Source organism: Pseudomonas sp. RIT623 (genome assembly GCF_004519305.1).
GTDB lineage: Bacteria > Pseudomonadota > Gammaproteobacteria > Pseudomonadales > Pseudomonadaceae > Aquipseudomonas.
This window is the reverse complement of the sequence record NZ_SOZA01000003.1, coordinates 119558-143346: the sequence shown is the minus strand read 5'-3', so window position 1 is coordinate 143346 and position 23789 is coordinate 119558. Positions and strand designations below refer to the sequence as shown.

General features: G+C 63.1%; 25 protein-coding genes and 2 pseudogenes. 8 read left to right on the top strand and 19 right to left on the bottom strand.

Going from position 1 to position 23789, the window contains the following annotated elements:
• Window positions 1–29 precede the first annotated feature (29 nt).
• The 9 genes from E3U47_RS03995 to pnuC all read right to left on the bottom strand — a co-directional run bounded on the left by E3U47_RS03995 (window position 30) and on the right by pnuC (window position 8992).
• The gene (locus E3U47_RS03995; RefSeq protein WP_134689713.1) at window positions 30–2231 is read right to left on the bottom strand and encodes an LTA synthase family protein; all 2202 of its coding nucleotides are present in this window, start codon (window positions 2229–2231) and stop codon (window positions 30–32) included.
• Between the two features lie 134 nt (window positions 2232–2365).
• Window positions 2366–3637: a hypothetical protein gene (locus tag E3U47_RS03990; RefSeq protein ID WP_134689712.1), complete on the bottom strand. Its 1272-nt coding sequence runs from the start codon at window positions 3635–3637 to the stop codon at window positions 2366–2368.
• A gap of 46 nt (window positions 3638–3683) precedes the next feature.
• A complete protein-coding gene (locus E3U47_RS03985; RefSeq protein WP_134689711.1) occupies window positions 3684–4421 on the bottom strand; it encodes a hypothetical protein in 738 nt (245 codons plus the stop codon).
• A gap of 33 nt (window positions 4422–4454) precedes the next feature.
• Window positions 4455–5135: a C39 family peptidase gene (locus E3U47_RS03980; RefSeq protein ID WP_134689710.1), complete on the bottom strand. Its 681-nt coding sequence runs from the start codon at window positions 5133–5135 to the stop codon at window positions 4455–4457.
• 64 nt (window positions 5136–5199) lie between these two features.
• Window positions 5200–6510 (bottom strand): heme utilization protein, encoded by a 1311-nt coding sequence (locus E3U47_RS03975; protein WP_134689709.1) that lies wholly within the window; start codon window positions 6508–6510, stop codon window positions 5200–5202.
• A gap of 51 nt (window positions 6511–6561) precedes the next feature.
• Window positions 6562–7134, bottom strand: a complete 573-nt coding sequence (locus E3U47_RS03970; RefSeq protein ID WP_134689708.1) for an adhesin — start codon at window positions 7132–7134, stop codon at window positions 6562–6564.
• 1 nt (window position 7135) lies between these two features.
• Window positions 7136–7576 carry a hypothetical protein gene (locus tag E3U47_RS03965; protein WP_134689707.1) on the bottom strand — a complete coding sequence of 147 codons (441 nt, stop codon included), beginning with the start codon at window positions 7574–7576 and terminating at the stop codon, window positions 7136–7138.
• 301 nt (window positions 7577–7877) lie between these two features.
• A complete protein-coding gene (locus tag E3U47_RS03960) occupies window positions 7878–8429 on the bottom strand; it encodes an AAA family ATPase (RefSeq protein WP_134689706.1) in 552 nt (183 codons plus the stop codon).
• Window positions 8426–8992 (bottom strand): nicotinamide riboside transporter PnuC, encoded by a 567-nt coding sequence (gene pnuC, locus E3U47_RS03955; RefSeq protein WP_134689705.1) that lies wholly within the window; start codon window positions 8990–8992, stop codon window positions 8426–8428. The genes E3U47_RS03960 and pnuC overlap by 4 nt, the downstream gene beginning before the upstream one ends.
• Before the next feature lie 207 nt (window positions 8993–9199).
• On the opposite strand from pnuC, the gene E3U47_RS03950 reads away from it, so the two are divergent.
• Window positions 9200–10441 carry a DUF2599 domain-containing protein gene (locus E3U47_RS03950; RefSeq protein ID WP_134689704.1) on the top strand — a complete coding sequence of 414 codons (1242 nt, stop codon included), beginning with the start codon at window positions 9200–9202 and terminating at the stop codon, window positions 10439–10441.
• A gap of 93 nt (window positions 10442–10534) precedes the next feature.
• On the opposite strand, the gene E3U47_RS03945 is transcribed toward E3U47_RS03950, so the two are convergent.
• The 5 genes and pseudogenes from E3U47_RS03945 to E3U47_RS25370 all read right to left on the bottom strand — a co-directional run.
• Window positions 10535–11104 carry a DUF2599 domain-containing protein gene (locus tag E3U47_RS03945; protein ID WP_134689703.1) on the bottom strand — a complete coding sequence of 190 codons (570 nt, stop codon included), beginning with the start codon at window positions 11102–11104 and terminating at the stop codon, window positions 10535–10537.
• A gap of 17 nt (window positions 11105–11121) precedes the next feature.
• Complete coding sequence (locus E3U47_RS24880) at window positions 11122–11265, bottom strand: hypothetical protein (protein WP_167659433.1); 144 nt, start codon at window positions 11263–11265, stop codon at window positions 11122–11124.
• Window positions 11266–11366: 101 nt separating this feature from the next.
• Window positions 11367–12215, bottom strand: coding sequence for a hypothetical protein (locus tag E3U47_RS03940; RefSeq protein ID WP_134689702.1), 849 nt, complete (start codon window positions 12213–12215; stop codon window positions 11367–11369).
• A gap of 86 nt (window positions 12216–12301) precedes the next feature.
• Window positions 12302–13036, bottom strand: coding sequence for a methyl-accepting chemotaxis protein (locus E3U47_RS25375; RefSeq protein ID WP_372239473.1), 735 nt, complete (start codon window positions 13034–13036; stop codon window positions 12302–12304).
• Window positions 13037–13174: 138 nt separating this feature from the next.
• Window positions 13175–13870: pseudogene (locus tag E3U47_RS25370) on the bottom strand (cache domain-containing protein); the annotation flags it as partial.
• A 363-nt stretch (window positions 13871–14233) separates the two neighbouring features.
• Here E3U47_RS25370 and E3U47_RS03930 point away from each other — a divergent pair.
• Window positions 14234–15064, top strand: coding sequence for an undecaprenyl-diphosphate phosphatase (locus tag E3U47_RS03930; protein WP_134689700.1), 831 nt, complete (start codon window positions 14234–14236; stop codon window positions 15062–15064).
• Window positions 15064–15486, top strand: a complete 423-nt coding sequence (locus tag E3U47_RS03925; protein WP_134689699.1) for a DUF1294 domain-containing protein — start codon at window positions 15064–15066, stop codon at window positions 15484–15486. The genes E3U47_RS03930 and E3U47_RS03925 overlap by 1 nt, the downstream gene beginning before the upstream one ends.
• A gap of 73 nt (window positions 15487–15559) precedes the next feature.
• Here the strand turns inward: E3U47_RS03925 and E3U47_RS03920 are convergent, their stop codons facing one another.
• Window positions 15560–15922 (bottom strand): MmcQ/YjbR family DNA-binding protein, encoded by a 363-nt coding sequence (locus E3U47_RS03920; RefSeq protein ID WP_134689698.1) that lies wholly within the window; start codon window positions 15920–15922, stop codon window positions 15560–15562.
• Complete coding sequence (locus tag E3U47_RS03915; RefSeq protein ID WP_134689697.1) at window positions 15915–16817, bottom strand: LysR substrate-binding domain-containing protein; 903 nt, start codon at window positions 16815–16817, stop codon at window positions 15915–15917. Before E3U47_RS03915 ends, E3U47_RS03920 begins: the two co-directional genes overlap by 8 nt.
• A 133-nt stretch (window positions 16818–16950) precedes the next feature.
• Between E3U47_RS03915 and E3U47_RS03910 the strand changes: the two genes are divergently transcribed.
• On the top strand, window positions 16951–17562 hold the full coding sequence (locus E3U47_RS03910) for an FMN-dependent NADH-azoreductase (RefSeq protein WP_134689696.1): 612 nt from the start codon (window positions 16951–16953) through the stop codon (window positions 17560–17562).
• Between the two features lie 129 nt (window positions 17563–17691).
• Window positions 17692–18750, top strand: a complete 1059-nt coding sequence (locus E3U47_RS03905; RefSeq protein ID WP_134689695.1) for a dienelactone hydrolase — start codon at window positions 17692–17694, stop codon at window positions 18748–18750.
• On the opposite strand, the gene E3U47_RS03900 is transcribed toward E3U47_RS03905, so the two are convergent.
• The 3 genes and pseudogenes from E3U47_RS03900 to E3U47_RS03890 form a co-directional block, all read right to left on the bottom strand.
• Complete coding sequence (locus tag E3U47_RS03900; protein WP_134689694.1) at window positions 18700–19878, bottom strand: MFS transporter; 1179 nt, start codon at window positions 19876–19878, stop codon at window positions 18700–18702. The two genes, E3U47_RS03905 and E3U47_RS03900, sit on opposite strands and share 51 nt — an antisense overlap.
• A gap of 187 nt (window positions 19879–20065) precedes the next feature.
• Window positions 20066–21652: an ABC-F family ATPase gene (locus E3U47_RS03895; RefSeq protein WP_134689693.1), complete on the bottom strand. Its 1587-nt coding sequence runs from the start codon at window positions 21650–21652 to the stop codon at window positions 20066–20068.
• A gap of 20 nt (window positions 21653–21672) precedes the next feature.
• A pseudogene (locus E3U47_RS03890) lies at window positions 21673–21978 on the bottom strand (site-specific integrase); the annotation flags it as partial.
• A gap of 371 nt (window positions 21979–22349) precedes the next feature.
• Between E3U47_RS03890 and E3U47_RS03880 the strand changes: the two are divergent.
• The 3 genes from E3U47_RS03880 to E3U47_RS03870 all read left to right on the top strand — a co-directional run bounded on the left by E3U47_RS03880 (window position 22350) and on the right by E3U47_RS03870 (window position 23680).
• Window positions 22350–22682: a hypothetical protein gene (locus tag E3U47_RS03880; protein WP_134689692.1), complete on the top strand. Its 333-nt coding sequence runs from the start codon at window positions 22350–22352 to the stop codon at window positions 22680–22682.
• 163 nt (window positions 22683–22845) lie between these two features.
• A complete protein-coding gene (locus tag E3U47_RS24875; protein WP_167659432.1) occupies window positions 22846–23232 on the top strand; it encodes a hypothetical protein in 387 nt (128 codons plus the stop codon).
• Window positions 23233–23335: 103 nt separating this feature from the next.
• Window positions 23336–23680, top strand: coding sequence for a hypothetical protein (locus E3U47_RS03870; protein ID WP_134689691.1), 345 nt, complete (start codon window positions 23336–23338; stop codon window positions 23678–23680).
• Window positions 23681–23789 lie beyond the last annotated feature (109 nt).

The following is a 23789-nucleotide window of genomic DNA, read 5'->3' as shown; positions in this document are numbered from 1 at the left end:
GCCGGTGCCAGCCCGTGGATAACGGCCACTCAGCTCGAATGGGCGATAGGGGTGTCGAGCAGTTCCTCGGGTAGTTCCTCTTCACCTGGCACGGCGGTGATCACGCTGAAATCACTCACCTCGACCTCACCGCCGCCGTAACCCAGCAAGTGGAAGGAAAACGCCTTGCGCACGGTCGGGTTGTCGAAGTCGAACTCCATTTCCAACGGCTGGTCGGCGCTAACCCGCATCTCCTCGGGCAGGCCCAGCTGGACATCCTGCTCCAGCTCCTTGGCCTTTAGCTGAATATAGGCGTCATGCCGGGGGTCAAGGGCGCGGACCTTCAAGCGCACCTTGGTGCGGGTGCCCTGCGGCATTTCCAGATACTGCGCGCCGATCAGGTTGTCGGCCCAGTCGTCGCGGATGCGGGCCTGCAGGGCAATGGGCGACGGGCCGCCGAACTGGTAACGCAGGTTGAGCGGCGTTTGCAGCAAGGACTGGTCCAGGGTCGCCGCCAGCAGGTTTATCTGCGGACCCAAGCTGTCGGCGCCGCGCCCCAGGTACTTGGCCTGCGCGGCAATGAAGCCCTCGCTGGCGTAGCGTCGGCAGCGTTGCTGGAAGTCGCACTCGCTGAACGTGCCCTGGCCATCGTGGTAGCGCAGCACACCGTTGGTGTAGGAAATCATCTCGCGACCGGTCTCGTAGTCGCGGTACAACGAGCGGCCACTCAGCGCCGCCGGGATCGGCAGGGCGAAGTAGTCAAGCAGCGAGGTGCTCAGGTCGACATGGCCATAGGTGCCGCGCTTGAGGTGCGGCAACTGTGCCTGTTCAGGAGCCAGGGTCAGGTTGAAGCCCCAGGCCGAGGCCAGGCGCACGCCATCGATACCGTGGGATTCATCCGAAGTGACCACCACCAGGGTGTCCTTGAGCACGCCCTGGTGTTCGAGGCTGTCGAGGAAGTCGCCCAGGGCGTCGTCCAGATAGGCCACGGCGGCCTGCTTGGCGGTGGCATGGCGTTGCAGGTACGCCTCGGGCGCTGAGTAGGGCTGATGGGTACCGACCGTGAGCAGGGTCAACATCCAGGGTTGCGGTTGCTTGCGCAGCTCGCCGACATAATCCAGCGCGCCTTCGAAGAAGGCCCGGTCGTCCTTGCCCCAGGGGAACTCCAGGTAGTTGTCGTTGGCGAACCATTCCAGGCCGTGCACCGCATCGAAGCCGATGTGCGGCATGATCCGGTCCTTGGCCATGAAGCGCAGGCCGGCGCCTTGCAGGTAGTGGGTGGTGAACCCGGCCTGGCGCAGTTGCGCTGGCAGGCAGGACTGGTTGCGCAGGTCCTGGGTCAGCAGCTCGACGCCCTTGGGCGTGCCGTTGGCCAGCTTGTCGTAGTCACCGCAGAGCATCGCGTACAGGCCGCGGATGGTCTGGTGGGTATGCAGCACGTAGTCGGGGGTGTTCATGCCGCGCTCGGCCCAGCTGCTGAGGTTGGGCATCAGCTCGTCGTCGAAGCGGCTGCCGATGGCCTGGCGGTTGCTGCGGATATAGGCGCCGGGGATGCCCTCGACGGTGATCACCAGCAGGTTGCGCGCCGCGCCGGGGCCGTCGAGCAGGCGGCGGCCATCGAGGTCGGCTTGGGTCAGGCCGTTGATTGGCAGCGGCGTCACCGGCGTTTCGCCGGCCACCAGCACCTGGGCGCGGTGTTGCAGCGCGCCGGTGGCGGCGGCCAGCAGTTGGTGAGGCAGGTTGTACTGGCGCCACTGGTCGGCGTCCGATGGCGCGAGTTGCTGGCTGCCCCAGTGGGCGGCCAGCAACACCGCTGGCACGGCCCAGGCCTTGCGCGGCAAGGTGGCGGGGCGTTGCTGGCGCGCGAACCAGGCGCTGGCCAGCCAGGCCAGCAGCGCGCCACCCAGCAACCACGGCAGCCAGGGCTGCGCCAGGCCGCCACCGGTGGAGTTTTCCATGAACTGCGGGTCGAACAGGTAGCCGAGGTCGGTCTGGTTGGGCAGACGACCCACGGCGCTGACCAGTTCGGCCGAAGCGATCATCAGCCCGCCCCAGGCCAGCAGCAGCGGCAGCGCCAGCCACAGCGGGCAGCGCTGCAACAGGAGCAGCAGCAGGGCGCCGATGGCCAGGTCAGAAAGGTAACCGAGCGGGTCCGACCAGCCCAGCAGCGCACGTGCGCACAGGGGGAAGACCAGCACCAGGCTGGCCAGGGCGATCAGCCGGGCCCGAGGGTGGTCAAGCAAATTTCTCACTGCAGCATTCCTTCTTGCCATCAAACCGTCACACAAATCTGCTGGATGATATCAGGCTGGGCATACGAAGGTGCTGTAGGACAAGGCTGGTTACGAAACGCCGGCCCGGTAAAGCGGGGCCGGCATGGGCAGGCTCAGAAGTAGTAGGGGAATTTCAGGCTGAACGAGAAGTCGGGGGCATCCTCGGTCAGGCCAATGGACAGGTTGGGCACGATGGTCAGGTTGTCGGTGGCGGCGAAGGTCAGGCCGACGTTGAAGTTCGCGGCGTTGTAGTCGCTGTTGGTGATCGACTGCCAGTCCTGGCCGTCGGGCCTGATCTTGCTCTTGCTGGCGAACTGGTCGGTGACAGAGAACGACATGCTCATCCGTTCGTTCAAGGCGAAGGCGATACCGCCGCCGATTTGCCAGGAGTCCCCCAGCTTGACATCGCCCTTCACCTTGCTGTTCACCTGAGGGCTGACATCGCTGAACGAGTCCTGCACGTTGTAGGTATAGGACAGGCTGGCGAATAGCACGGCGGGGTCGAAGGTCTTGACCAGCGAGATCCCCGGTGTGATCGCCCAGACACCGTTGCCGGTTGGCAGGCTTTCTGGAACCGCGAGGTTGTCGTTGGTTGGGTCCTGGATCAGCTTGATGCCATAAGGATCCTTGCCCGTGGGGGCCTTGACCCGTAGCGTGACCACCGCGTCCGGCCAGTTCTCCGACTCATCGAGAAACTTGTAGGCGACCCCCACGTTGACATCGCCGATGGCGGGATCACGGGTGACCGAGGCATCCGAGGCGTTGGTGCCGGAACCACTGACGCCACCTGAGGAATAGGTTGTTTCGCGATAGACAATCGGTACGTTTATGTCGAACTGCCAGCGTTGGTCCATGTTGTAACGAGCGGTCAGGTCCAGTGTCCAGTTATCGGCCTTGATGCGGTCGATGTTGATGTTGCCGAGGAAAATCGAATCCAGCGCCAGGAAGCCATTGAGGGTCAGCGCCCGGGTGTCGTAGTGGGTGTAGGTCAGGCCGGTCTCGACGCTGAACTTGCCGCCACCGAAGAATCCACTGGCCTCGTCGTACAGGTTGGAAACGCTTTGCGCGGGTTCCGAGTCTTCCTTGAGCGACTGGCCGTAGGAGCTGCCGCCATTGGCCGTGGCCACGGTTTCGGCGCCCTTGGCCGGCGTCGAGGGGGAGCGCACCAGGCGCTTGGGCGGGGCCAGCGCGGGGGCCTCCTCGACCTGGCGAACGCGTTGCTCGAGCACCATCAGGGCATTTTGCTGGGCTTCGTAGCGCTGTTTCAGCTCGCGAAGCTCCTGCTTGAGCGCCTCGACCGTAGGGTCCGCGGCTGCATACAGCGCGGTGGCGGGGGCCAGCGTACTCAAACAGACTACAGCTCTGAACGTCAACGATCGGTGCATGGGTTAGCCGTCCCTTCAGACAACATACGATGAACGTCAGCGTAGATCAGTATCCGAAGCCGCGAAGCCCTTTGAGCTGGTCAAGATTGCCGTTCAGCGAAGTGGCGGCCATATTGTCGCGCAGCACCACGTTGAGCGAGGTGAGGTTGCTGACCCGGTTGCCATCGCCAAGCAGCGTCGCGTTCTGCAGCAACCCGCCCTGGGCGATGCGTTGCAGGCTGCTGCCCTGGTTGTTGTTGGCCACCACATTGAGCTGCACGCCGCCGCCGCTGGCGGAGACGCTCAGCGAGCCGGCGCCATTGGCACCCACCAGCGTGGTGCCGGCGGCCAGCACCTGGCCTTGCTGCGGCGTGTCCGGCGCCTGGCTGGCCTTGCTCACGTTGATATCGACGTTGTTGTAGGCGGTGTTGTTGTCGCCGGCCGCCCTGACCACCTGGGTGACGCCTTCGCTGGTGTTCAGGCCGCTGCCACCGGTGACGCTGCCGCGGCCTTCGGCGTTGCCCAGGCCGGAGCCCTTCTTGTCGATCATCGACACGTAGAACTGCGGCTTGATGGTGGTCTGCTGGACCTGCATGGAGGACGTCGCGCCGATGACATCGCCATTGGCGTTCTGCCAGGTGGTGGACATGACGATGCCGAAGCTGACGATGCGCCCGGGCATCACATAGCGCCCGCGCAGGTTCGCCAGCTCCTGGTCTTTGAGTTCAATGGGCTTGAACGTCTCTGCCTGGGCCGGCAAGGCGGCGGCCAGGCAGATCAGGGTGAGCCAGGCTGGGGTCTTCATCGGATGCTCCCGGAGCGTCGTGCTCGATTGTCATTAGAAGAAATCGCTGCGGATGAAGCCGAAGTCCAGAAGTTCGGCATCTTTTACCGGGGTGAAACGGTTGATTCGATCCCTGGCGCTCAAGGGCAACGGCGGGTCGAGCAAGGCGTTGGCCTTGTCGTAGCCCTGGCCGATCACGGCGAAGATGATGCCGTTCCAGCCCTTGAGGAAGTCCTCGACCTTGTAGCGCTTGTGGCCGAGCACCGGGTCGCCGATGTATACCCAGCCTTTGTCGACGCGCTGCAGGACCACGAAATGCTTGTAGCCGCGGATATCCATCAGCACCACCACCGGGATGCGCACGCTGGTCAGGGTGTCGGCGGCCACTCGGTAGCCGCGGGCGCGCATGCCCAGGCTTTCGACGTAGCGCTTCATGTCGAGCATGGAGAAACCCTGGACGCGGACCAGGTCCTGGTCGGCGTGGGCCAGCATGCCTTCGATCACCTGCTCCTCGTTCACATCCAGCCAGTAGGCCTGGCGCAGGATGGTTGCCAGCGACGCGGCGCCGCAACTGAAGTCGGTTTTCTGTTGCACCAGGTCGGCGAATTTGCGCTCGCGGATGCTCTGGATGGGCTTGTAGATCACCGCGCCCCCCGGCAACACCGAAAGCGGCATTTGCGCCGCCTCGCTGTAACTGGCCATGCACAGCACAAACGCCAGGGCGATCATACGCATGGTCGGTGCCTCCTGGTCCTGTTCGAAGAAAGGCCCCCCGAAGGGGGCCTCATGGGCATTGCACTCAGAACGAAGTGTTGGAGATGGCCAGCGAGTTGCTTTGCTGGTTGCCCACACCGGCAGCCACGTTGACACCGAGGTTGCCGCTGCCACCGTTGACCGAGCCGCTCAGGGTGGCGGTGTTGGTCACAGGGTTGGCCCAGCCGGTCGGGGTCAGGACCTGGAACGACACAGTGTTGCTCAGGTCATACGAGCTGGATTCGCTGAAGCTCTTCGAACCCGACTTGGACGACTCGTTGGCCGCGCTGCCCGACTTCTCGTACGAGGAGTCGTAGGCTTTCTCGAACGAAGAGTCGTAGGCCTTCTCGAACGAGGAGCTGGAGGACTTCTCGTGCGACTTCTCGTACGAGGCGTCGATCGAGGCGTTGAGCGAGGCATCGAACGAGTCGGTGCGGCTGCGCTCGTGGCGGCCGAAGTCCTGGGTGCGGGTCACGCTGCCGTCTGCCGAAGCTTCCAGCGAGGCGTTGAACGAACCACTGGCCGACGAGCTCGAGTCACGGCTATGCGAGCCGCTGGCGTTGGAGCTGTTGGAGCCATTGGCGCTCCAGCTGTTGGCACCGGCCGCTTCCCAGCTCGACGAGGCGCTGCTGTCCTTGCTGTAGTTCGAGTCCTTGTTGTACGAGGCGCTGCCGGACTTGGTGGTGGTGAACGACAGGGTGTCGACCCGGTAGGTGCGGTCGGCGTTGTTGTTCACGGTCAGGCCTGGGCCGTTCTGGTCGGCGGAGGCGGTAGCGGTGGCGTTGCCCAGTGGCGCATTGGAGTTGGCAATGGCCATGGTGTTTTTCTGTTGGTTCAGATCGCCACCGGCCACGTTGATGCCCATGTTGCCGCTGCCGTTGTTGCCCGAGCCGCTCATGATGCCGGAGTTAGTGGTGCCGTAGTTGTCGACGCGGTTGTTGTTGCTGTATTGGCGCACATCGGCCGTGGCCGAGGCGGAGCCGAACACGAAGCTGTTGTCCAGGCTGGAGTCGGCGCCGGCGTTGGCGATGGCGGCGGCGTTATCCTGCTGGTTGCCAGCACCGGCCGCCACGTTGACACCCACGTTGCCGCTGGTGCCGGAGGCCGAGTTGCTCATTTCAGCTTCGTTGACAGTCCCTTCGTTGCGGATGCGGTTGCCAGTGCTGCTTTGCTTGTCCCAGGCATTGGCGGTGGCATACACAGGGATCTTGGTCGGAGGAGGGGTGTGGTGACCGTTGTTATGGTGGCCATTATGGTGGTCATTGCCACGCCGGTCGTTCTGCCCAGCTTGTACAGCTACAGCCATGATCGCAGCAATTGCGAAAACCAGAGGCTTGAGTGCCATCGAGGGTTTCATGGTGATTCTCCGTACTTTTCTTAGGTTAAGTGTTGTCTTGCAGGTTTTGGGTCAGTCAGCGACCCGGATGCTCAGGGTGTTGGCCGTTCGGTTGCCCACCCCGGCACTCTGATTCAACTGCACCACGCCACGGCTACCGGTGAATGCCTGGTCGCTGGTGCTGACCTGGCGATGGCCGGGTGTTGCTGCGGTTGAATCCGAGCTGTTGAGCAGCGCCACGTTCTGTTGCAGAAGGACGCTGTCGTCGATGGTTTGTGGCTGGGCACTGACGCTGATGCGCAGTGCGTTGGCTTGCTGGTTGCTGGCGCCGGCGCTCTGGTTGACCCCGAGGATGCCGCTGCCCTGGCTGAAGGCGTTGCCCTGGATGCTCGCCTGGGCGTCGAGCGCCGGGTCGACCAGGCTGCGCGAGCGCTGGCGGATCTGGGTGCTGGCGTTGGCGTCATGGCCGATGGCGATGGCCCGCGCGTTGACCTGCTGCTGCTGGTCGCCGGCCGCCTGGTTGACCCCCAGGTTGCCCTGGTAGCGGGCGCCGGAGCTGTCGATGGTGGCGTTGTTGACCACCGGCGGTTGGGCGAGGACCGAAGCACTGCACAGGGTGACGAGCATCAGCAGCGAGCGCCTCATGTCACTGGCCTCCGTTGAGGATCTTCAGCGCGCCCAGGCCTTGCTGGACGTTGGAATTGACCATGTTGGCGATGCCGTTGCCGCCGGAACCCGAGCCACGGCCACCGGCGATGTTCGGCAGTTGTGCCTGGGTGTTGATGCTGGTGCCGAGGGTGCTGGTCTGCTGGGTGATCAGCGAATTGATGCCCGCGCCGCTGCTGATGCCGGCGAAGTCGCCGTCGCTCAGCTCGTTGGTCTGGCGCAGGATTTGCGCCGAGGGATTGGTGTTGACGGTGACCGGGTTGGGGTCGGGGATCACTGGCGGGCGGATGGCATTGCGTACCTGGACTTCACGGGTGATGACGACGATACCGTTGTCGGCCTGCACTGGCAGGCTGAAGCTCGACCCCAGTGCGCAGCCGAGCAGCAGGAGGCGATACATGCCTTTGTCTGGTTTCCCCACGATGGCAATTCCTTCTTTGGCGTGTCGGCCTGGCGCCGCGCGTTGCCAAGGGCAGAGCAGAAGGTGTGCCGCTTTTTGTTAGTGCTGTTGAATCAAAGGGTTGCGCGGTGTGATGGGCCGCGCCGGCTTTTTGTTGTATCAGTGTTGAGACAAACCCACGGGCAAACCGTCGGCAAACCCGGTAGTGGCGGGGAATCCACGAGGTTTTCACAAAACTGTTGCACGCCTGAGACACTCCCCCCAGATTTTGCGCTGGGCTCGCAAACACGGGGGGTGGGGCGCGGTGGCGTGTAACGGCAGGCTAACACTCGGCGGGGCAGCATGGCAGTTTGCCGTCTAGTAGCCGTTGCACCGCCTGCAGCACCACGGCGCTGCGCCGCGCCCAGTCGCCGTCGATGATCTGGACGGTCTGTCGATGGCGTTGCAACCAGGCCAGGCTGTCTTCGAAGAACGCCTGGCGTTCCTCCAGCTGCGGCTGGCAGCGTAGCCCGTCGCCGATCCACTCGACGCCCTCGGGGCGCAGCAGCAAGTGCAGGTCGTAATGCCGGGCGGCGAGGGCTTGCTCGAGCCAGGCGGGGCAGTCATGGAACAGCGCGCGGCTCCAGAGGATATTGCTCAGCAGGTGCGTGTCGAGGATCAGCAGGCCCGGCGCCTGGGCGCGGCCCAGGTCTTCCCAGGCGAGCTGGCCACGGGCGATGGTGGGGATGTCGGTGTAGCAGGTGTCGCGCTGCTCGCGTTCCATGAAGTGGCGCACGTACTCGCCCACCAGCACGCCACCGAAGTGGGCCTGGATTTCGCCGGCCAACCAGCTCTTGCCGCTGGATTCCGGGCCACACAGCACCAGGACCTTCATGCCGCGACCAACGCCGGGTCGCGGCGCCACTCCAGCCAGCCGCGCACCGCGATCAGGGTGAACAAGGCATACAGGGCGGCGGTCAGGTACAGCCCCTTGTACAGGAACAGGCCGACGAATGTCACGTCCAGCACTACCCACAGGGCCCAGCATTGCAGGCGTTTCTGCGCCATCCACAGCTGCGCCACCAGGCTGAAGCCGGTGAGGGCGGCATCCAGCCAGGGCTGCGCGGCATCGGTCCAGTGGGCCATGCCGGCGCCCAGCAGCAGGCTGGCCAGCAGGCCCGCCGCCAGGCCCTTGAGCAGCGGCGCGACGGCCAGGCGGCTGACCTGGCGGGCGTCCTCGACCCGCTCCGGGCGGGTCCATTGCCACCAACCGTACAGCTGCAGCACGGCGTAGACCAGTTGCAGGAGCATGTCCGAGTACAGCTTCACTTCGTAGAAGATCCAGCTATACAGCACCACCATCACCAGGCCGATGGGCCAGCACCAGGGGTTCTGCTTGACGGTGAGCCAGACGGCGATGACGCCGAGCGCGGCGGCGAAGAGTTCGAGGCCGGACATCGGCGATCCTTGGGCTGGTTTAGTGAAGGGAGGGGATTGTACCCGTTGGCACGTGGTGTGCCACCCACCTTGTGCCGACCCTGCACCTGGCAGTTTTGTCAGTTTCGCCTGGCTATGGGAGTTGGCAGGCTAACCCGGCGGGTGTGGGAAAACCACACTGCGGCGCGTGGGCGCCGCACGCTCAATCATGGATTCGATGGAGGGGTGATGAAAACAACATTCGTAAAACTGCTGCCGTGCCTGGTGTTCCCAGTGTTGCTGCAACCCTTGGCCGCCAGTGCCGAGTCGTGCGCTGAAACCTTGAAAACCGTCGAGTCGCTGTACAACACCACCGTTGACAGGTGCCGCTCGGGGCCGGCGTCGAACTGTTCAGGGCTGCTGATCAGAGGCACCCATCGTTCGCCAGACGGCAAGTACGACGTTTGGAACCCCAGTCCGACGGCGGTGCAAAAAGGCACCTTCGCTGCCTCGTGGATGCGCGCCGATGGGATCAGCTATGAAGACCCTGGGCTGCGAACCAACAATGGTTATCTGATTACACCGTTCGACAGGGTCGATAAGCCAGAGACACCCGTACACGTGTATTGCGCCTTTCCCAACGATGCCTGGACCGATTTTCGCGACGATCAGGGCTGCGGTGACAACGAAAGAACCTCCTCGACCCAAGAGCCGGTCTGCCAGGCCATGCAGCCACCGATCAATGACGCCAAAGCCTGGGTGGCGTTGTTCAAAAAGTACCAGAGCGATAAACAGCAGAACTTGCGGCAATGTGGCTTCGACATGAGGGGGCGCAGCGCCAAGGACAATGACAACCGCACTGTTGCGTTTGAGCAATTCATCAAGGCGCGGCAGGTTATCAATAGCCGCGAGTTCCAGACGCAGACCGAGCTGCGCCTGGGCAATCCGAAAACCGATGAGTTGCCGATTCTGGCCTTCTTCTACAGTGAACCCCGAGGCCTGGAGGACGCGAAGAAAAACGCGGCGGACTACAAGGCGAAGACGGGCAAGGAGCGCAATATCGTCAAGATCGATTTCCCCAAGACACCGAACGGCAAGGCCAGGTTCTCCTGCGTGAGCACGGCGCCGACACCGCCTGCCACCCCGTATTGTGACAAGTACATCGCCTCCAGCAACTGGATCCAGCGTGACGACCCCAAACTGGGAAAAGACACCTGGACGCTGGAGGTCGTGCCTACCGATTGCGGGCGCAAGATCTCCGACGAGCAGACTGATCGGATGTGGGCCGAGCTGTACAACAAGCATAAGGATGACCAACAGTGGCGCCAATACAGCCAGAATGGTGGCTCCATGCGCCGGCAAATGGTTTGTCACCTGACCTTGGTGGATGATGGTCGGCCAGTGCGCAACAAACCTGAGTGGAATTTGGAGCCTGCGCGCCCCTATGTCGACCATGAAATGGCGTTGAAGATGAAGTGCAATCCCTATTGACGGGCGCTGTTGCGCCCAGTGGTATGGGGTGACCCATGAAATCGGCCCGCGATTCTCTGCGGGCCGTTTTCATGGCAGTGGTTCAATGGGCCGTCAAGGGTTGCACTGGGCCGCTTCGGTCTGGCCCGACGAGGTGGCCTGGCGGTAGGGTTCGAGGTTCCAGTCTTTTTTCGGGTTGTAGTTTTTATGCAGGCAGGCCAATTGCAACTTCATGCTGCCGGCGACGCCTTCCTGCCACTGCTCGTCGCGTCCGCGTTGGCGGAACAGCTCGGCATACAGATCCTCCACTGAAGCCTGCCGCCCGCTCAGGGTCGGCACGACCTGCAGTCCGAAGAATTTCGCCCCGGTCTTGTTATCGGTCTGTTCGGACCAGGCAGCCGCCTCGATCAACTTGCGCACCGGGTTGCAGCCGCTCTTTCGCATGTCATTGGCAGAGGCGGTCGGGCGGAAGGGCTCAAGGTTCCATTGCGTCTTGTCCGGATAGTGGCTGGCCAGGCATTCGACCTGGGCGCGCATGCTGCCTGGATAGATCTCGTTTTCACGCCAGTGCTGTCCGTCGCCATAGCGATTTTCCAGCGCCTGGTAGATGGCCTGGAGGTTGCCCGCGCTCACCTTGACTCCTTGCTTGAGCACGACATTGAGTGTCCACTCCTCGCGGCCCATGCCAGGGTCGTGGCGCTTCACCCAGGTGGCGGAGTCGATGTAGTCCTGGTCTTGAGCGTGCCGTCGCTGGGTAAGGGTTGATCACCCAGCGGCACGACCTGATCGGCGGCTACATAGCTGAAGCGCTCGCTGGCCGGCTTGCTGAAGTCGATGCGCAGCACCGGTACCGCGTAGCCTTGCGCATAGAGCTTACGCTGGAACGCCTGTGCCGGTTTGAGCCCGACGGTGGGCTTGGCCTTGCTGGTATCGCCACGGGTATTGGCTAGGTGCTGTTCGGATCCCAGGCGAAGGCGTCGATAAACGGCAGGCGCGCGCTGCCATCACTGGCTTGGCCAGCGTTGCGCAGCAGCATTTCATTGGTCAGCTCTTTGCGGGCAAAACTGTCGGCTGCCGGCACCTCCCTGCCCAGCAGGTTGCGCGTGACTGTTCGCGGGTTCTGGTGCACATCGATCATCGCCGCCCAGTCGCTGGGCTGCTCGACGTTCCAGGAGCACTGGGTGACCTGGATGCGGTTCAGGTCGTTGCGCACATAGCGATAGTTTTTGCGCCACTGGTCCGCGGTATCGATGCCGGCACTGTCGCAACTGCCATAGGCCAGGGTGTTGTTGAGGTTTTCCGGGCTGGTCGCCGAACGAGCCTGATGGTTGGCGGGAAGCGCGGCATTGTAGGCGCCGCAGCCATGGGCTAGACGCTCCGGCCCGGTGAAACCATCGAAGCTGTAGATGCACATGAAGCCGGTCTCCATGACCGGCGCCTTGAGTTGCCGGGCATCCTCCGGCGTGCGCAGGATGAAACCGGCAGGGCGGATCAGGCGATTGGTGCTCAGGTCCGCGCGAATCCAGCTGAAGGAGGTGGCGCCTGTTTTCAGCGCATAGGGGCTGTAGTCCCATGGGTTGAAGGGGCCGTCGTCGACCATCCGCACGCTGACCCCGCTGCAATAGTAATAACCGCGCGGCGCGCCAGCGGGCTCCTTGCAGTCGCTGCGAAGGCTGTTGTAGTTCGCGTTGATGCGCTTGACGGTGTTCTGCGGGGTGTCGACGGCCACAACCGCGGCAGCTTGGGCGGCCGACGTCCCGAGAAGCAACGCAATCACCAATGTGTGCTGGTACATGAGACCTCCTGTCTTGGCTGGGAGGTCAACGTTCTGTTACGCAGGTAGAGGCGTCTACTGGAAAAAATACCAGGTGGCCAAAGGCCTCAGACCTTGAACTGCTTGAGCAACTGCTCCAGCTCCTCGCTCAACCGTGCCAGGGCACTGCCCGCATCACTGGACTGGCGCGCCGCCTCGGCGGTCTGCTGCGACAGGTCGGCGGTTTCGGTGACGTTGCGGTTGATCTCCTCGACCACATGGGACTGCTGCAAGGTGGCGCTGGCGATCGAGGCGTTGAGCGCGCCGAGGTTGCCCAGGGCCTGGCTGATGGCATCCAGGCTGCTGCCGGCCTCACGGGCCTGCTCGACGGTCTGGCGCGAGGCCTCGCTGCTGGTGTCGATGGCGCGCACTGCCGCCTCCGATTGCCCTTGCAAGTGCTCGATCATGGTCTGGATCTCGGCGGTCGATTGGGCGGTACGCTGGGCCAGCAGGCGCACTTCGTCGGCGACCACGGCGAAGCCACGGCCCTGTTCACCGGCACGGGCCGCCTCGATGGCGGCGTTGAGGGCCAGCAGGTTGGTCTGTTCGGCGATCGAGCGGATTACCTCGAGCACACCGCCAATCTTGGTGCTGTGGCTGGCCAGTTCGCGGATCACCTGCACGGCCTGGTCGATGGTCGCCGAGAGCCGGTCGATCTGTTGCAGGCTGCCATGGATCGCCTGCTGGCCATGGCCGACCTGGGCCTGGGCGTTGCGCATCTCGCTGGCGGCCTGCTCGGCGTGCTTGGCCACGTCGTGCACGGCGTAGGTGACTTCGTTGACCGCGGTGGCCACCTGGTCCATCTGCAGCGACTGCTGGGCGCTGCGGGCCTGGGCTGCGCCGGCGTTGTCGCCGACATGCCCGGCAGACTCGGCCAGGGCGTGGGCGGCGCCTTGCAACTGGCCGATCACTCCCTGCAATTTGCCGTTGAAACGGTTGAAGTGCTCGCCCAGGTGGGTGATCTCGTCACGGCCGTGGGTATCCAGACGCCGGGTCAGGTCGCTTTCGCCGCTGGCGATGGTGCCCATGGCGTGTACCGCCTCTTGCAGCGGGCGGGCGATGCTGCGGGCGATCAGCATCACCAGCAGGGCCATTGCCAGGGCAATGGCGAGGCCGACCAACGAGGCATCGCGCAACTGGCGGGCGAACTCGGCCTGCACATCGTCGATGTACACGCCTGAGCCGATGATCCAGCCCCAGGGCTTGAACAGCTGGATGTAGGAGGTCTTGGCCACCGGCTCGCTGGCGCCGGGCTTGGGCCAGCGATAGTCGACCGGGCCTGCGCCCTGGCTGCGGGCCAGGGTGACCATTTCATTGAACACGGCGAAACCGTCAGGGTCGCGGATCGCAGACAGGTCCTGGCCATCGAGCTTGGGATTGGCCGGGTGCATGATCATCTTCGGCTGCAGGTCGTTGATCCAGAAATAGTCGTTCTGGTCGTAGCGCAGCCCGCGCACCACCTGCAGGGCCTGCTGCTGCGCGGCCTCACGCGTCAGGCTGCCAGCGGCTTCCAGGCCTTGATAGTAGGCCAGCACGCCGGCGGCGGTCTGCACCACGTGGCGGGTCTTCTCGGCCTTGGCCTGGTACAGGTCGCCATGCAACTGGCGCAACAGCAGCAGGCCCAGTACCACCAGCATGGCCACCGCCACCAGCAGGATCAGCCACAGGCGGCGGCTGATCGACATCGACCTCAGGGTCTTCATGATGCGTTACTCCAGTCTTGTTCTTTTTTGTCTGCATCCAAGCATGCTTTGCCATCGGCCCCCACACGACCAACGGCTAATGGGTAAAACCAGACAAGCCTTGTTGCAGGTAATACAGAAGCTGCAACACTTGCTTTGATAAGATTTCGGCCGCGCCAGATGAAACCTTTAGGCCGCTGAACTTTTCCGCTGGCTGCGTGACCAACTGTCGCTGTAAAACAGCGTCGCCGCGTGTGGCACCTGTAGATAAATCAAAATAAGCGGCCTGCCACGCGCAGCGTCGCACTTGGGGGATTGATGGATTTTTGGAGTGCCTTGCAGGCAATCATCTTGGGCGTGGTTGAAGGCCTGACGGAATTTTTGCCGATTTCCAGTACCGGGCACCAGATCATCGTTGCCGACCTGATTGGCTTTGGCGGTGAACGCGCCATGGCGTTCAACATCATCATCCAGCTGGGCGCCATCCTGGCGGTGGTGTGGGAGTTTCGACGCAAGATCCTCGATGTCGTGGTCGGCTTGCCGACGCAGGCCCCCGCGCGGCGTTTCACCGCCAACCTGCTGATCGCCTTCCTACCGGCGGTGGTGTTGGGCGTGCTGTTCGCCGACCTGATTCATGAGTACCTGTTCAACCCGGTGACGGTGGCGGCCGCGCTGGTGGTGGGCGGCCTGATCATGCTGTGGGCCGAGCGGCGCGAGCACCGGGTGGACGTCGACCATGTCGACGAGATGCGCTGGAGCCATGCCTTGAAGATCGGTTTCATCCAATGCCTGGCAATGATCCCGGGCACCTCGCGGTCCGGCTCGACCATCATCGGCGGCCTGTTGTTCGGCCTGTCGCGCAAGGCCGCCACCGAGTTCTCGTTCTTCCTGGCCATGCCGACCATGGTCGGCGCGGCGGTGTACTCGGGGTACAAGTACCGCGAGCTGTTCCAGCCCGGCGACTTGCCGGTGTTCGCCCTGGGCTTCGTGGTGTCGTTCATCTTCGCCATGATTGCCGTGCGCGGCTTGCTCAAGTTCATTGCCAACCATAGCTACGCGGTATTTGCCTGGTACCGCATTGCCTTTGGCTTGCTGATCCTGGCTACCTGGGAGTTTGGCTGGGTCGACTGGGCGACGGCGCACGGCTGATGGCGCGGGCACAGACAGCGGGCCGGGGAGAGGCCCAGGGCGTGCGCCATGCGCGCCTGAAGTTGCTGGTGCTGGCGGGGCTGTGCCTGCTGCCGTTGCTGGGGGGGCTGCAGATGGGCCTCAGCGGCCAGTCGTGGTTGCCATTGGCGTTATATCCGGCGGTGAGCTTGATCAGTTTGCTGTTGTACTGGCAGGACAAGCAGCAGGCACGTGCCCAGGCCTGGCGTACGCCGGAAAAGGTGTTGCATGCCAGCGAGCTGCTGGGGGGGTGGCCGGGGGCATTGCTGGCCCAGCAGCTGTTGCGCCACAAGACTCGCAAGCTGTCGTATCAGCTGGTGTTCTGGGCCATTGTCGCGGTGCATCAGCTGTTCTGGATCGATCACCTGCTGCTGGGTGGCCGTTGGCTCGGCCAATGGTTTTGATCCACATGCGCTTTGCCACCTGTAGGCGCCAGCCTTGCTGGCGAACCAGGCAACGCGGCGCATGCACAGCACATCAGTCCAGCAGCAACCCCAGCTGCAGCCGCTTGGGCAAGCGCCGTACCACCAACTGGTGCGAGCGGCGCAGCAAGTCGCTCATTTCTTCCCGGGCCATGGGATAGGGCTGTTCCAGGCTGACCCACTTGGCCCGCGCCAGGTAGGGCGCCGGGCGTATCCCCGGGCGGTCGCAGTAGCCCAGGAACAGCTCATCGGCCACCTTGAACGCCAGCCCGTCGCCGCTCAGGCCCTGGATCGCGAACATCTTGTTGCCGGCCACCGAGAACACCCGTATGCCGCCCCATTTATAGTCCTCTTGCGCCCCGGGCAGGGCCAGGCAGAAGGCCGCGACCTGTTCTGCCGTCATCCTGTGCTCAGACATAACGCTCTCCACATGCCTCGAACGAAGCCGCGAGGTGGTCTATCCATACCCTGACCGCCGGCAGCAACCCTCGCCGGTGCGGATATACCGCCTGCAGGTAGCCGCCCGGCAGCGACCAGTCTGGCAGCAGGCGCACCAACTCGCCACGCGCCAGTTCCTCCTCGCAGAACATGCTGGGCAGGGCGGTAAAGCCCAGGCCCGCGCGGACCGCGGCATTGCGCACGACGAAGTCGTCGATGGCCAGGCGCGGTTCCAGCGCCACTTCCTCCTCACGACCGCCGGGGCCGAACAGGCGAAAATGCACCAGGCGGTCGGCCTCGGTGGCGCCCAGCACCGGCAATGTCGCCAGTTGCGCCGGCTCGTGGACATGCTCGGCAAAGCCCGGCGCCGCCACCAGTTGCATCTGCGCCTGACGCAGGCGGCGGGTGACCAGCGCCGGGTCTTCATCGCCCAGGTCGCGTACGCGCAGGGCCACGTCGATACCCTCGGAGATCAGGTCGACGCGACGGTTGAGCAGTACCATGTCCAGTTGCACCTGAGGGTACTGGGCCAAGAAGCGGCTGATGACATCCGGCAGAAAGGCATGGGCCAGGGCCACCGGACAGGACACCCGCAGGCGGCCGCGGGGCTCGCTGGACATGCTGGCCACCACTTCGTCGGCCATTTCTGCCTCCAGCAGCATGGCCTGGCAGTGGCTCAGGTAGCGTTCGCCCACCGCGGTGAGCTTGAGCTGGCGGGTGGTGCGTTGCAGCAGGCGGGTGCCCAGGCGCTCTTCGAGCTCGGCGATGCGCCGCGACAGCCGCGACTTGGGAATCCCCAGCTGGCGCCCGGCAGCGGCGAAACCGCCAGCTTCGACCACCCGGGCGAAGTAGAACAGGTCGTTGAGGTCTTGCATGTGACAGTCTCATTGTTCCATCAGTAGAACAAACTAACGCATTTTTGCCGACTTATCAGCCATTCGCTGTATAGGTAGGATTCTCTCCAACGTGATCGCCCACCGCCGCGGTCTTCATTCACAGGAGAGTCCCATGAAACTGTTGCATATCGATTCGAGCATCCTGGGCGACAATTCCGCCTCCCGCCAACTGAGCCGCGAAGTGGTCGACGCCTGGAAAGCCGCAGATCCGAGCATCGAGGTGGTCTACCGTGACCTGGCCGGTGACGCCATCAGCCATTTCTCCGCCGCCACCTTGGTCGCCGCTGGCACCCCCGAGGAAATGCGCGACGCCGCCCAGGCCCACGAAGCCAGGCTCAGCGCCGAAACCCTGGAAGAGTTCCTGGCCGCCGACGCGGTGGTGATTGGCGCGCCGATGTACAACTTCACCGTGCCGACCCAGCTCAAGGCCTGGATCGACCGTGTGGCCGTCGCCGGCAAGACCTTCCGTTATAGCGAAGCCGGCCCTGAAGGTCTGTGCGGCGACAAGAAGGTGATACTGGTGTCCACCGCCGGTGGTCTGCACCAGGGCCAGCCGACCGGTGTTGGCCATGAGGACTTCCTCAAGGTGTTCCTCGGCTTCATCGGTATCACCGACCTGGAAATCGTCCGTGCCCACGGCCTGGCCTATGGCCCCGAGCACCGCGCCAAGGCCATCGACGCCGCCCAGGCGCAGATTGCCGGTGAACTGTTCGCCGCTGCCTGATCCCGCACTGCGGCAAGCAAGCCGACTGGCGCCTCGCGCGCCAGTCGGTTTTTTTCATCCAGTTTTCATGTGACCACGGCGAAGCGGGTTCTATGCTGATCCATACCGCTGCCCGCTTGACGCACCGCGATGAACCGAACCCGCACCCTGATGGCCCTGTTGCTGCTCGCCGGCCTGTTGGCTCGCGCCGACGCGGCGCCATGGGTTGCCGGTTTGCACCATCTGACCCTGGCCGACCCGGTCGATGCGCGGCCCATGCAGGCGCTGGTGTTCTATCCAGCCAATGGCCAGGTGCGCAACCTGCGGATCGAGGGCTACCAGACCCGGGTCGCCGAAGAAGCACCGGTGGCCATGGGTCGGTTCCCGCTGCTGCTGATCTCCCACGGCAACACCGGCAGCCCGATGGCCCTGCACGATTTGGCCAATGGCTTGGCACGCCTGGGGTTCGTGGTGGTGGCGGTGATCCATCCCGGCGACAACAACCGCGACCACAGCCGCCTGGGCACCCTCAGCAACCTCTATGGCCGCCCTTTGCAGATAAGCGCCGCGATCACGGCGGCGCGTGCCGATGCCTTGCTCGCGCCTTACCTGAACGATGGCAAGGTCGGGGTGATCGGTTATTCGGCCGGGGGCGAAACCGCGTTGATCCTGTCTGGCGCCAGGCCTGACCTCGAACGGCTGCGCCGCTACTGTGAGGCCCGCCCGGGCGATGCCGATGCCTGCAAGACCCATGGCGTGCTAATTGCCGACCACAGCGAATTGGCGCCACGGGCTGACCCTCGGGTCGGGGCGGTGATGCTGATGGCGCCGCTGGGCTTGATGTTCGGGCGTCACGCCCTGGCTGGCGTGCAGGTGCCGGCGTTGATCTACAGCGGTGATCGCGACCAGTTGCTGGCCTTGGAGCACAACGCCGACGCCCTGGCCCGCAAGCTGCCGGTCAGCCCCGATTACCGGCTGCTGTCGGGAGCCGGGCACTTCGTGTTCATGGCGCCCTGCGATGCCGAGCAGCACCAGCGCATGCCCGTGCTGTGCAAAGACCCCGAGGGGGTCGACCGCCGGTATATCCACCGCTCGTTGCGCAGCGCAACCTCGGCGTTCTTCGGCCAGGCCCTGGGCGCGCCGGCGCCTGCCGAGCGTTCAGCCGCGCTGGCTGCGCCGGGCCAGCCACAAGCTCAGCGCAACCCCTGACAGCGCGAGCAGGGCGGCGACGCAGAAGATCGAGGCATAGCCCAGGCGTACCGCCACCGCCCCCATCACCGGGCCAGCAATGGCCAAGGCCAGGTCGAAGAACACCGCATAGGCGCCCAGGCCGGCACCGCGGCTGCTGCTCGGCACCTGGCGAATTGCCTCGACGCCCAGGGCCGGGTATACCAGCGACAGGCCGAACCCGGTCAGCCCGGCACCGAGCAGCGCCCACAGCGGCGTTGGCGCCAGCCACAGCAGCGCCAGGCCCAGGACCTCGGTGCCCATGCAGGCGATGGCGACGTTGTAGCCGCCAAAGCGGTTGACCGCGTTGACGAACAGCAGCCGCGAAACGATGAAGCACAAGCCGAAGGCGCTCAGGCACCAGGCCGCGCCAACCCAGCCGCGCTCCAGGTAATAGAGGGTAACGAAGGTGGTCAGGGTGCCATAGCCGATCGACGCCAGGGTCAGCCCCAGGCCGCAGGGTGCGATTCGGGCGAAGGCCGACCAGAATGGCAGCCGCTCACCGCGCACCACCACGACATCCGGGCGCCTGCGCAACGCCGCCAGGGCCAGCAATGCCAGCACCAGCAAGGCAGGGCCTAACACCACGAAGTGCAGCGCATCCACCAGCAACACTCCCGCCGGCGCGCCAATGGCGATGGCGCCGTAGGAGGCGATACCGTTCCATGAGATGACCCGCGCCGTGTGTTGCGCGCCTACCTGGCCGATGCCCCAGCTCAGCGTCGCCACCCCGATCAACCCCTGGGCGATACCCAGCAGCAGGCGCCCGCCCAACAGCAGCGCCAGGCTCAGCCAGGGCAGGGCCTGGCTCCAGGCCGAGAACAGCGTGAGCAGTCCGCAGCCGGCGATACCGTACAAGCCGTAGCGAATGGCGCGCTTGCCGCCCAGGGTGTCGGCCACGCGCCCGGCAAAGGGCCGGCTGAGCAGAGTGGCCAGGTACTGCAGACCGATGGTCAGGCCGGCAATGACCGCGCCGAAGCCTAGTTGATCATGCACGTGGCTGGGCAATACCGCGATTGGCAGGCCGATGCAGAGGAAGGCGATGAAGGTGTAGAAGACGATCGCGAGGATCTGCCGGGTGATGCCGAGGGTGCTGTGGGGCGTGGTCATGGGCTCGTTCGCGGGCGGGCGGTGGGCTGTGCCCATCATGGCCGCTGCGCGACGGAAAAGAAAGCAGGCTAACTAAACCATCGCGGGGCAAGCCCGCTCCCACAAAGGCTATACAGACCTTGTGGGAGCGGGCTTGCCCCGCGATTGAGTCAGGCGGTCAATAGCGCTGGCTATCGTTACCCGTCGATCAGACCACCACGCCCTGGCTGCGCAGGTAGTCGTCGTAGGTACCGCTGAAGTCCACCACGCCATCGGCGGTCAGCTCGATGATGCGGGTGGCCAGCGACGACACGAACTCACGGTCGTGGCTGACGAACAGCAGGGTGCCCGGGTAGTTTTCCAGCGCCAGGTTCAGCGCCTCGATCGATTCCATGTCCAGGTGGTTGGTCGGTTCGTCCATCACCAGTACGTTGGGCTTTTGCAGGATCAGCTTGCCGAACAGCATGCGGCCCTGTTCACCACCGGAAATCACCTTCACCGACTTGAGGATCTCGTCGTTGGAGAACAGCATGCGCCCCAGGGTGCCGCGGATCACCTGCTCGCCGCTGGTCCACTGGCCCATCCAGTCGAACAGGGTCATGTCGTCTTCGAAGTCGTGGGCGTGGTCCTGGGCGTAGTAGCCCACCTCAGCGCTGTCGGTCCACTTCACCGCGCCCGCGTCCGGCTGCATTTCGCCGACCAGGGTACGCAGCAGGGTGGTCTTGCCGATACCGTTGGGGCCGATGATCGCCACGCGCTCGCCGGCCTCGATGGTGAAGCTGAAGTCCTTGAACAGCACCTTGTCATCGAAGGCCTTGGCCATTTTCTCGACGATCACTGCCTGGCGATGCAGTTTCTTCGTTTGTTCGAAGCGGATGAACGGGCTGACGCGGCTCGAAGGCTTGACCTCGGCCAGCTGGATCTTGTCGATCTGCTTGGCGCGCGATGTGGCCTGCTTGGCCTTCGAGGCGTTGGCCGAGAAGCGGCTGACGAAGGTCTGCAGCTCGGCGATCTGTGCCTTCTTCTTGGCGTTGTCCGACAGCAACTGCTCGCGCGACTGGGTAGCAGCTGTCATGTATTCGTCGTAGTTGCCCGGGAACAGGCGCAGCTCGCCGTAGTCCAGGTCGGCCATGTGGGTGCAGACGCTGTTGAGGAAGTGGCGGTCGTGGGAAATGATGATCATGGTGCTGTTGCGCGCCGTGAGAATCGTTTCCAGCCAGCGAATGGTGTTGATGTCCAGGTGGTTGGTCGGTTCGTCCAGCAGCAGCACGTCCGGGTCCGAGAACAGCGCCTGGGCCAGCAGTACACGCAGTTTCCAGCCGGGCGCGACCTCGCTCATCGGGCCGAAGTGCTGCTCCAGAGGGATACCCAGGCCCAGCAGCAGCTCGCCGGCGCGGGAGTCGGCGGTGTAGCCGTCCATTTCGGCAAACTCGGTTTCCAGCTCGGCGACGGCCATGCCGTCTTCCTCGGTCATCTCCGCCAGCGAGTAGATGCGGTCGCGCTCGGCCTTGACCTTGTACAGCTGTTCGTGGCCCATGATCACCGTGTCGATCACGGTGAAGTCCTCGTAGGCGAACTGGTCCTGGCGCAGCTTGCCCAGGCGGGTGTTCGGCTCGAGCATCACCTGGCCGCCGGACGGCTCGAGGTCGCCGCCGAGGATCTTCATGAAGGTCGACTTGCCGCAACCGTTGGCGCCGATCAGGCCGTAGCGGTTGCCGTTGTTGAATTTGACCGAGACGTTTTCGAACAGCGGCTTGGAGCCGAACTGCATGGTGATATTGGCGGTGGAGATCAAAGCGCTTACCTATCAGTAACTTACGCGGCTGGATTCTCGGCTGATACCGATTTGATACCAATCTTGAGCTTTTCCAGCTCGCTCCAGTCGGAGCTTGAGTTGAGCCAACGCGCATACGTCGACAGCAGCATTTGCACGCTGTGACCCAGCTGTTGGGCGATAAATGCGGGGTTGAGGCCAGACATTAAGCATATTGTCGCATAGGTGTGACGACAGTTGTATGGGGGCCTCCTCCTGATACCCAGCTCATTCAGCACCGGCACCCATTGCTTGTGCAGGTCCGACGTCTGTTTCACGTATTCGCTCCCCTTCGACGGAGGGAACACGTAAGCACGTAGCCGACGGATCCCAGAGCCCGACCACAGCGTCGGGCTTTTTGTTGCCTGCAGGAAAGCGCATGGAGCCTCCTGGCATTCATCATGGCCCTGGCAAGCTACGCCCTGCATCGCGACATCAGCGCCAAGGTCTTTCTTGGTTGCTATTCATCATTCAGGATCGAAAAACTCGCAGGGAACTGGTTGCATATACAGTACTATGCTGCCATAGTGATTTCACTCCCGGGTCCAAATGCAGCACATGCACACTGGTGGTGCTGATCAATAGGACCGAACGAAAGCCCTGAGCTTCGAGCCATCGCCTTTGAGCGACATGAATGCGGAATTTCCCGCGATCAATCATTCAATTCAAAGGTGAAAAAATGAACACAGTAACTATGGGTAAACACTTCATTACCGCTTTTCCTAAAGGGGTTCTGGAGATCGTTTCCGCGGCACAAAACACTGGTGGTCTGATCATCCAGACCGGCCTGATCAAGACCTCGACAGGTACCGTTGATTTGTATGTTGGCCCGACCGGTTCAACCATTTCCAACTCGGCAATCATCTTCTCCGGCAATGGTTCCACCATCGCTGGTAGCGACTCGGAGATTGTTATGCCGTACCCGATCCGCATTCCCGCGGGACAAGCATTGTGGGCATACTCGTCTACACCGAATGGTGCAATCGCACTGACTTGGGATTTACTGGCCTAATGCTTCCTTCTGATCCCGCCTAGTGGCGGGATCTTTCATTGTGGCTCCGCCTCACCGATTGCTCCGAGTTGGGAGTGTTGCTGGTGTCGGCTTTCTTCTGGGTACCTTTGGCGACTCTCTCATCGCAGCCCTTCACCGTGCAATCAACGCCGTATCGTCCGGGATGATCGTCATCTGGGCGACCTGGTACGTACTGAGCGGTAAGGGGCGAGACGGGATCATCAGCGGAGTCATCACCACTGGCGTGATCTACGCGGACACCAAGGCAGGCGTAGCCGTCGTGCATGACATCCCACTCAAATCCTCTGATGGCGAACACCCGAACATCAATTCGTCAGAAGGCGTTACCGCTCTAGGCTGGATCGGATTTGCCGTGATCGCCATGGCCCTGGCTGCACCGCGACATCAGCGCCAAGGTCTTTCTTGGCTGCGTATTCACCATTCAGGATCGAAAAAACTCGCAGTCAACTGGTTGCATATACAGTGCTATGCTGCCATAGTAATTTCACTCCTAGGTCCAATAGCGGCACATGCACACTCGTGGCACTGATCTATAGGACTGAACGAAAGCCCTGAGCTTCGAGCCATCGCCTGTGAGCGACATGAAAGCGGAATTCTCCGCGATACAACATTCGACTCAATAGGTGGTTAGTATGAACGCAGTAAAAGTTGGCAAGAATTACCTGACAGTAAACCCAGGTAGCAATGTGGTTCAGGTTGTAGCTCCTGCGGCAAATACCTCCGGTGTGATTGTTAGCACTTGCCTCATCAGTACATCCAACGGCGGGGTGGGAGTGTTCACTGGTACTTCTGCTCCTTCGAGCATTGCCGACCAATCCAAGCCAATCATTTTCTCAGCAAATGCGAGTTCGGCTGTCGGCACTGGCTCGGAGCTTGCTCTTCCTTACCCATTGTTTCTTCCCGCAGGTCAGGGGCTGTGGCTCGCCGCAAGTGTTCCAGGCGCAGCGGTTGCGCTGACGTGGGATGTCTTGGTTTGATCTGAGAGTGCGTGTAAGGGCTTCGATAGAGGCCCCACAGTAGACATAAGTCTCTAGTTAATCCATCGCCTCGGCATTTGCCGGGGCTTTTTTGTTTCTGGAGCACACA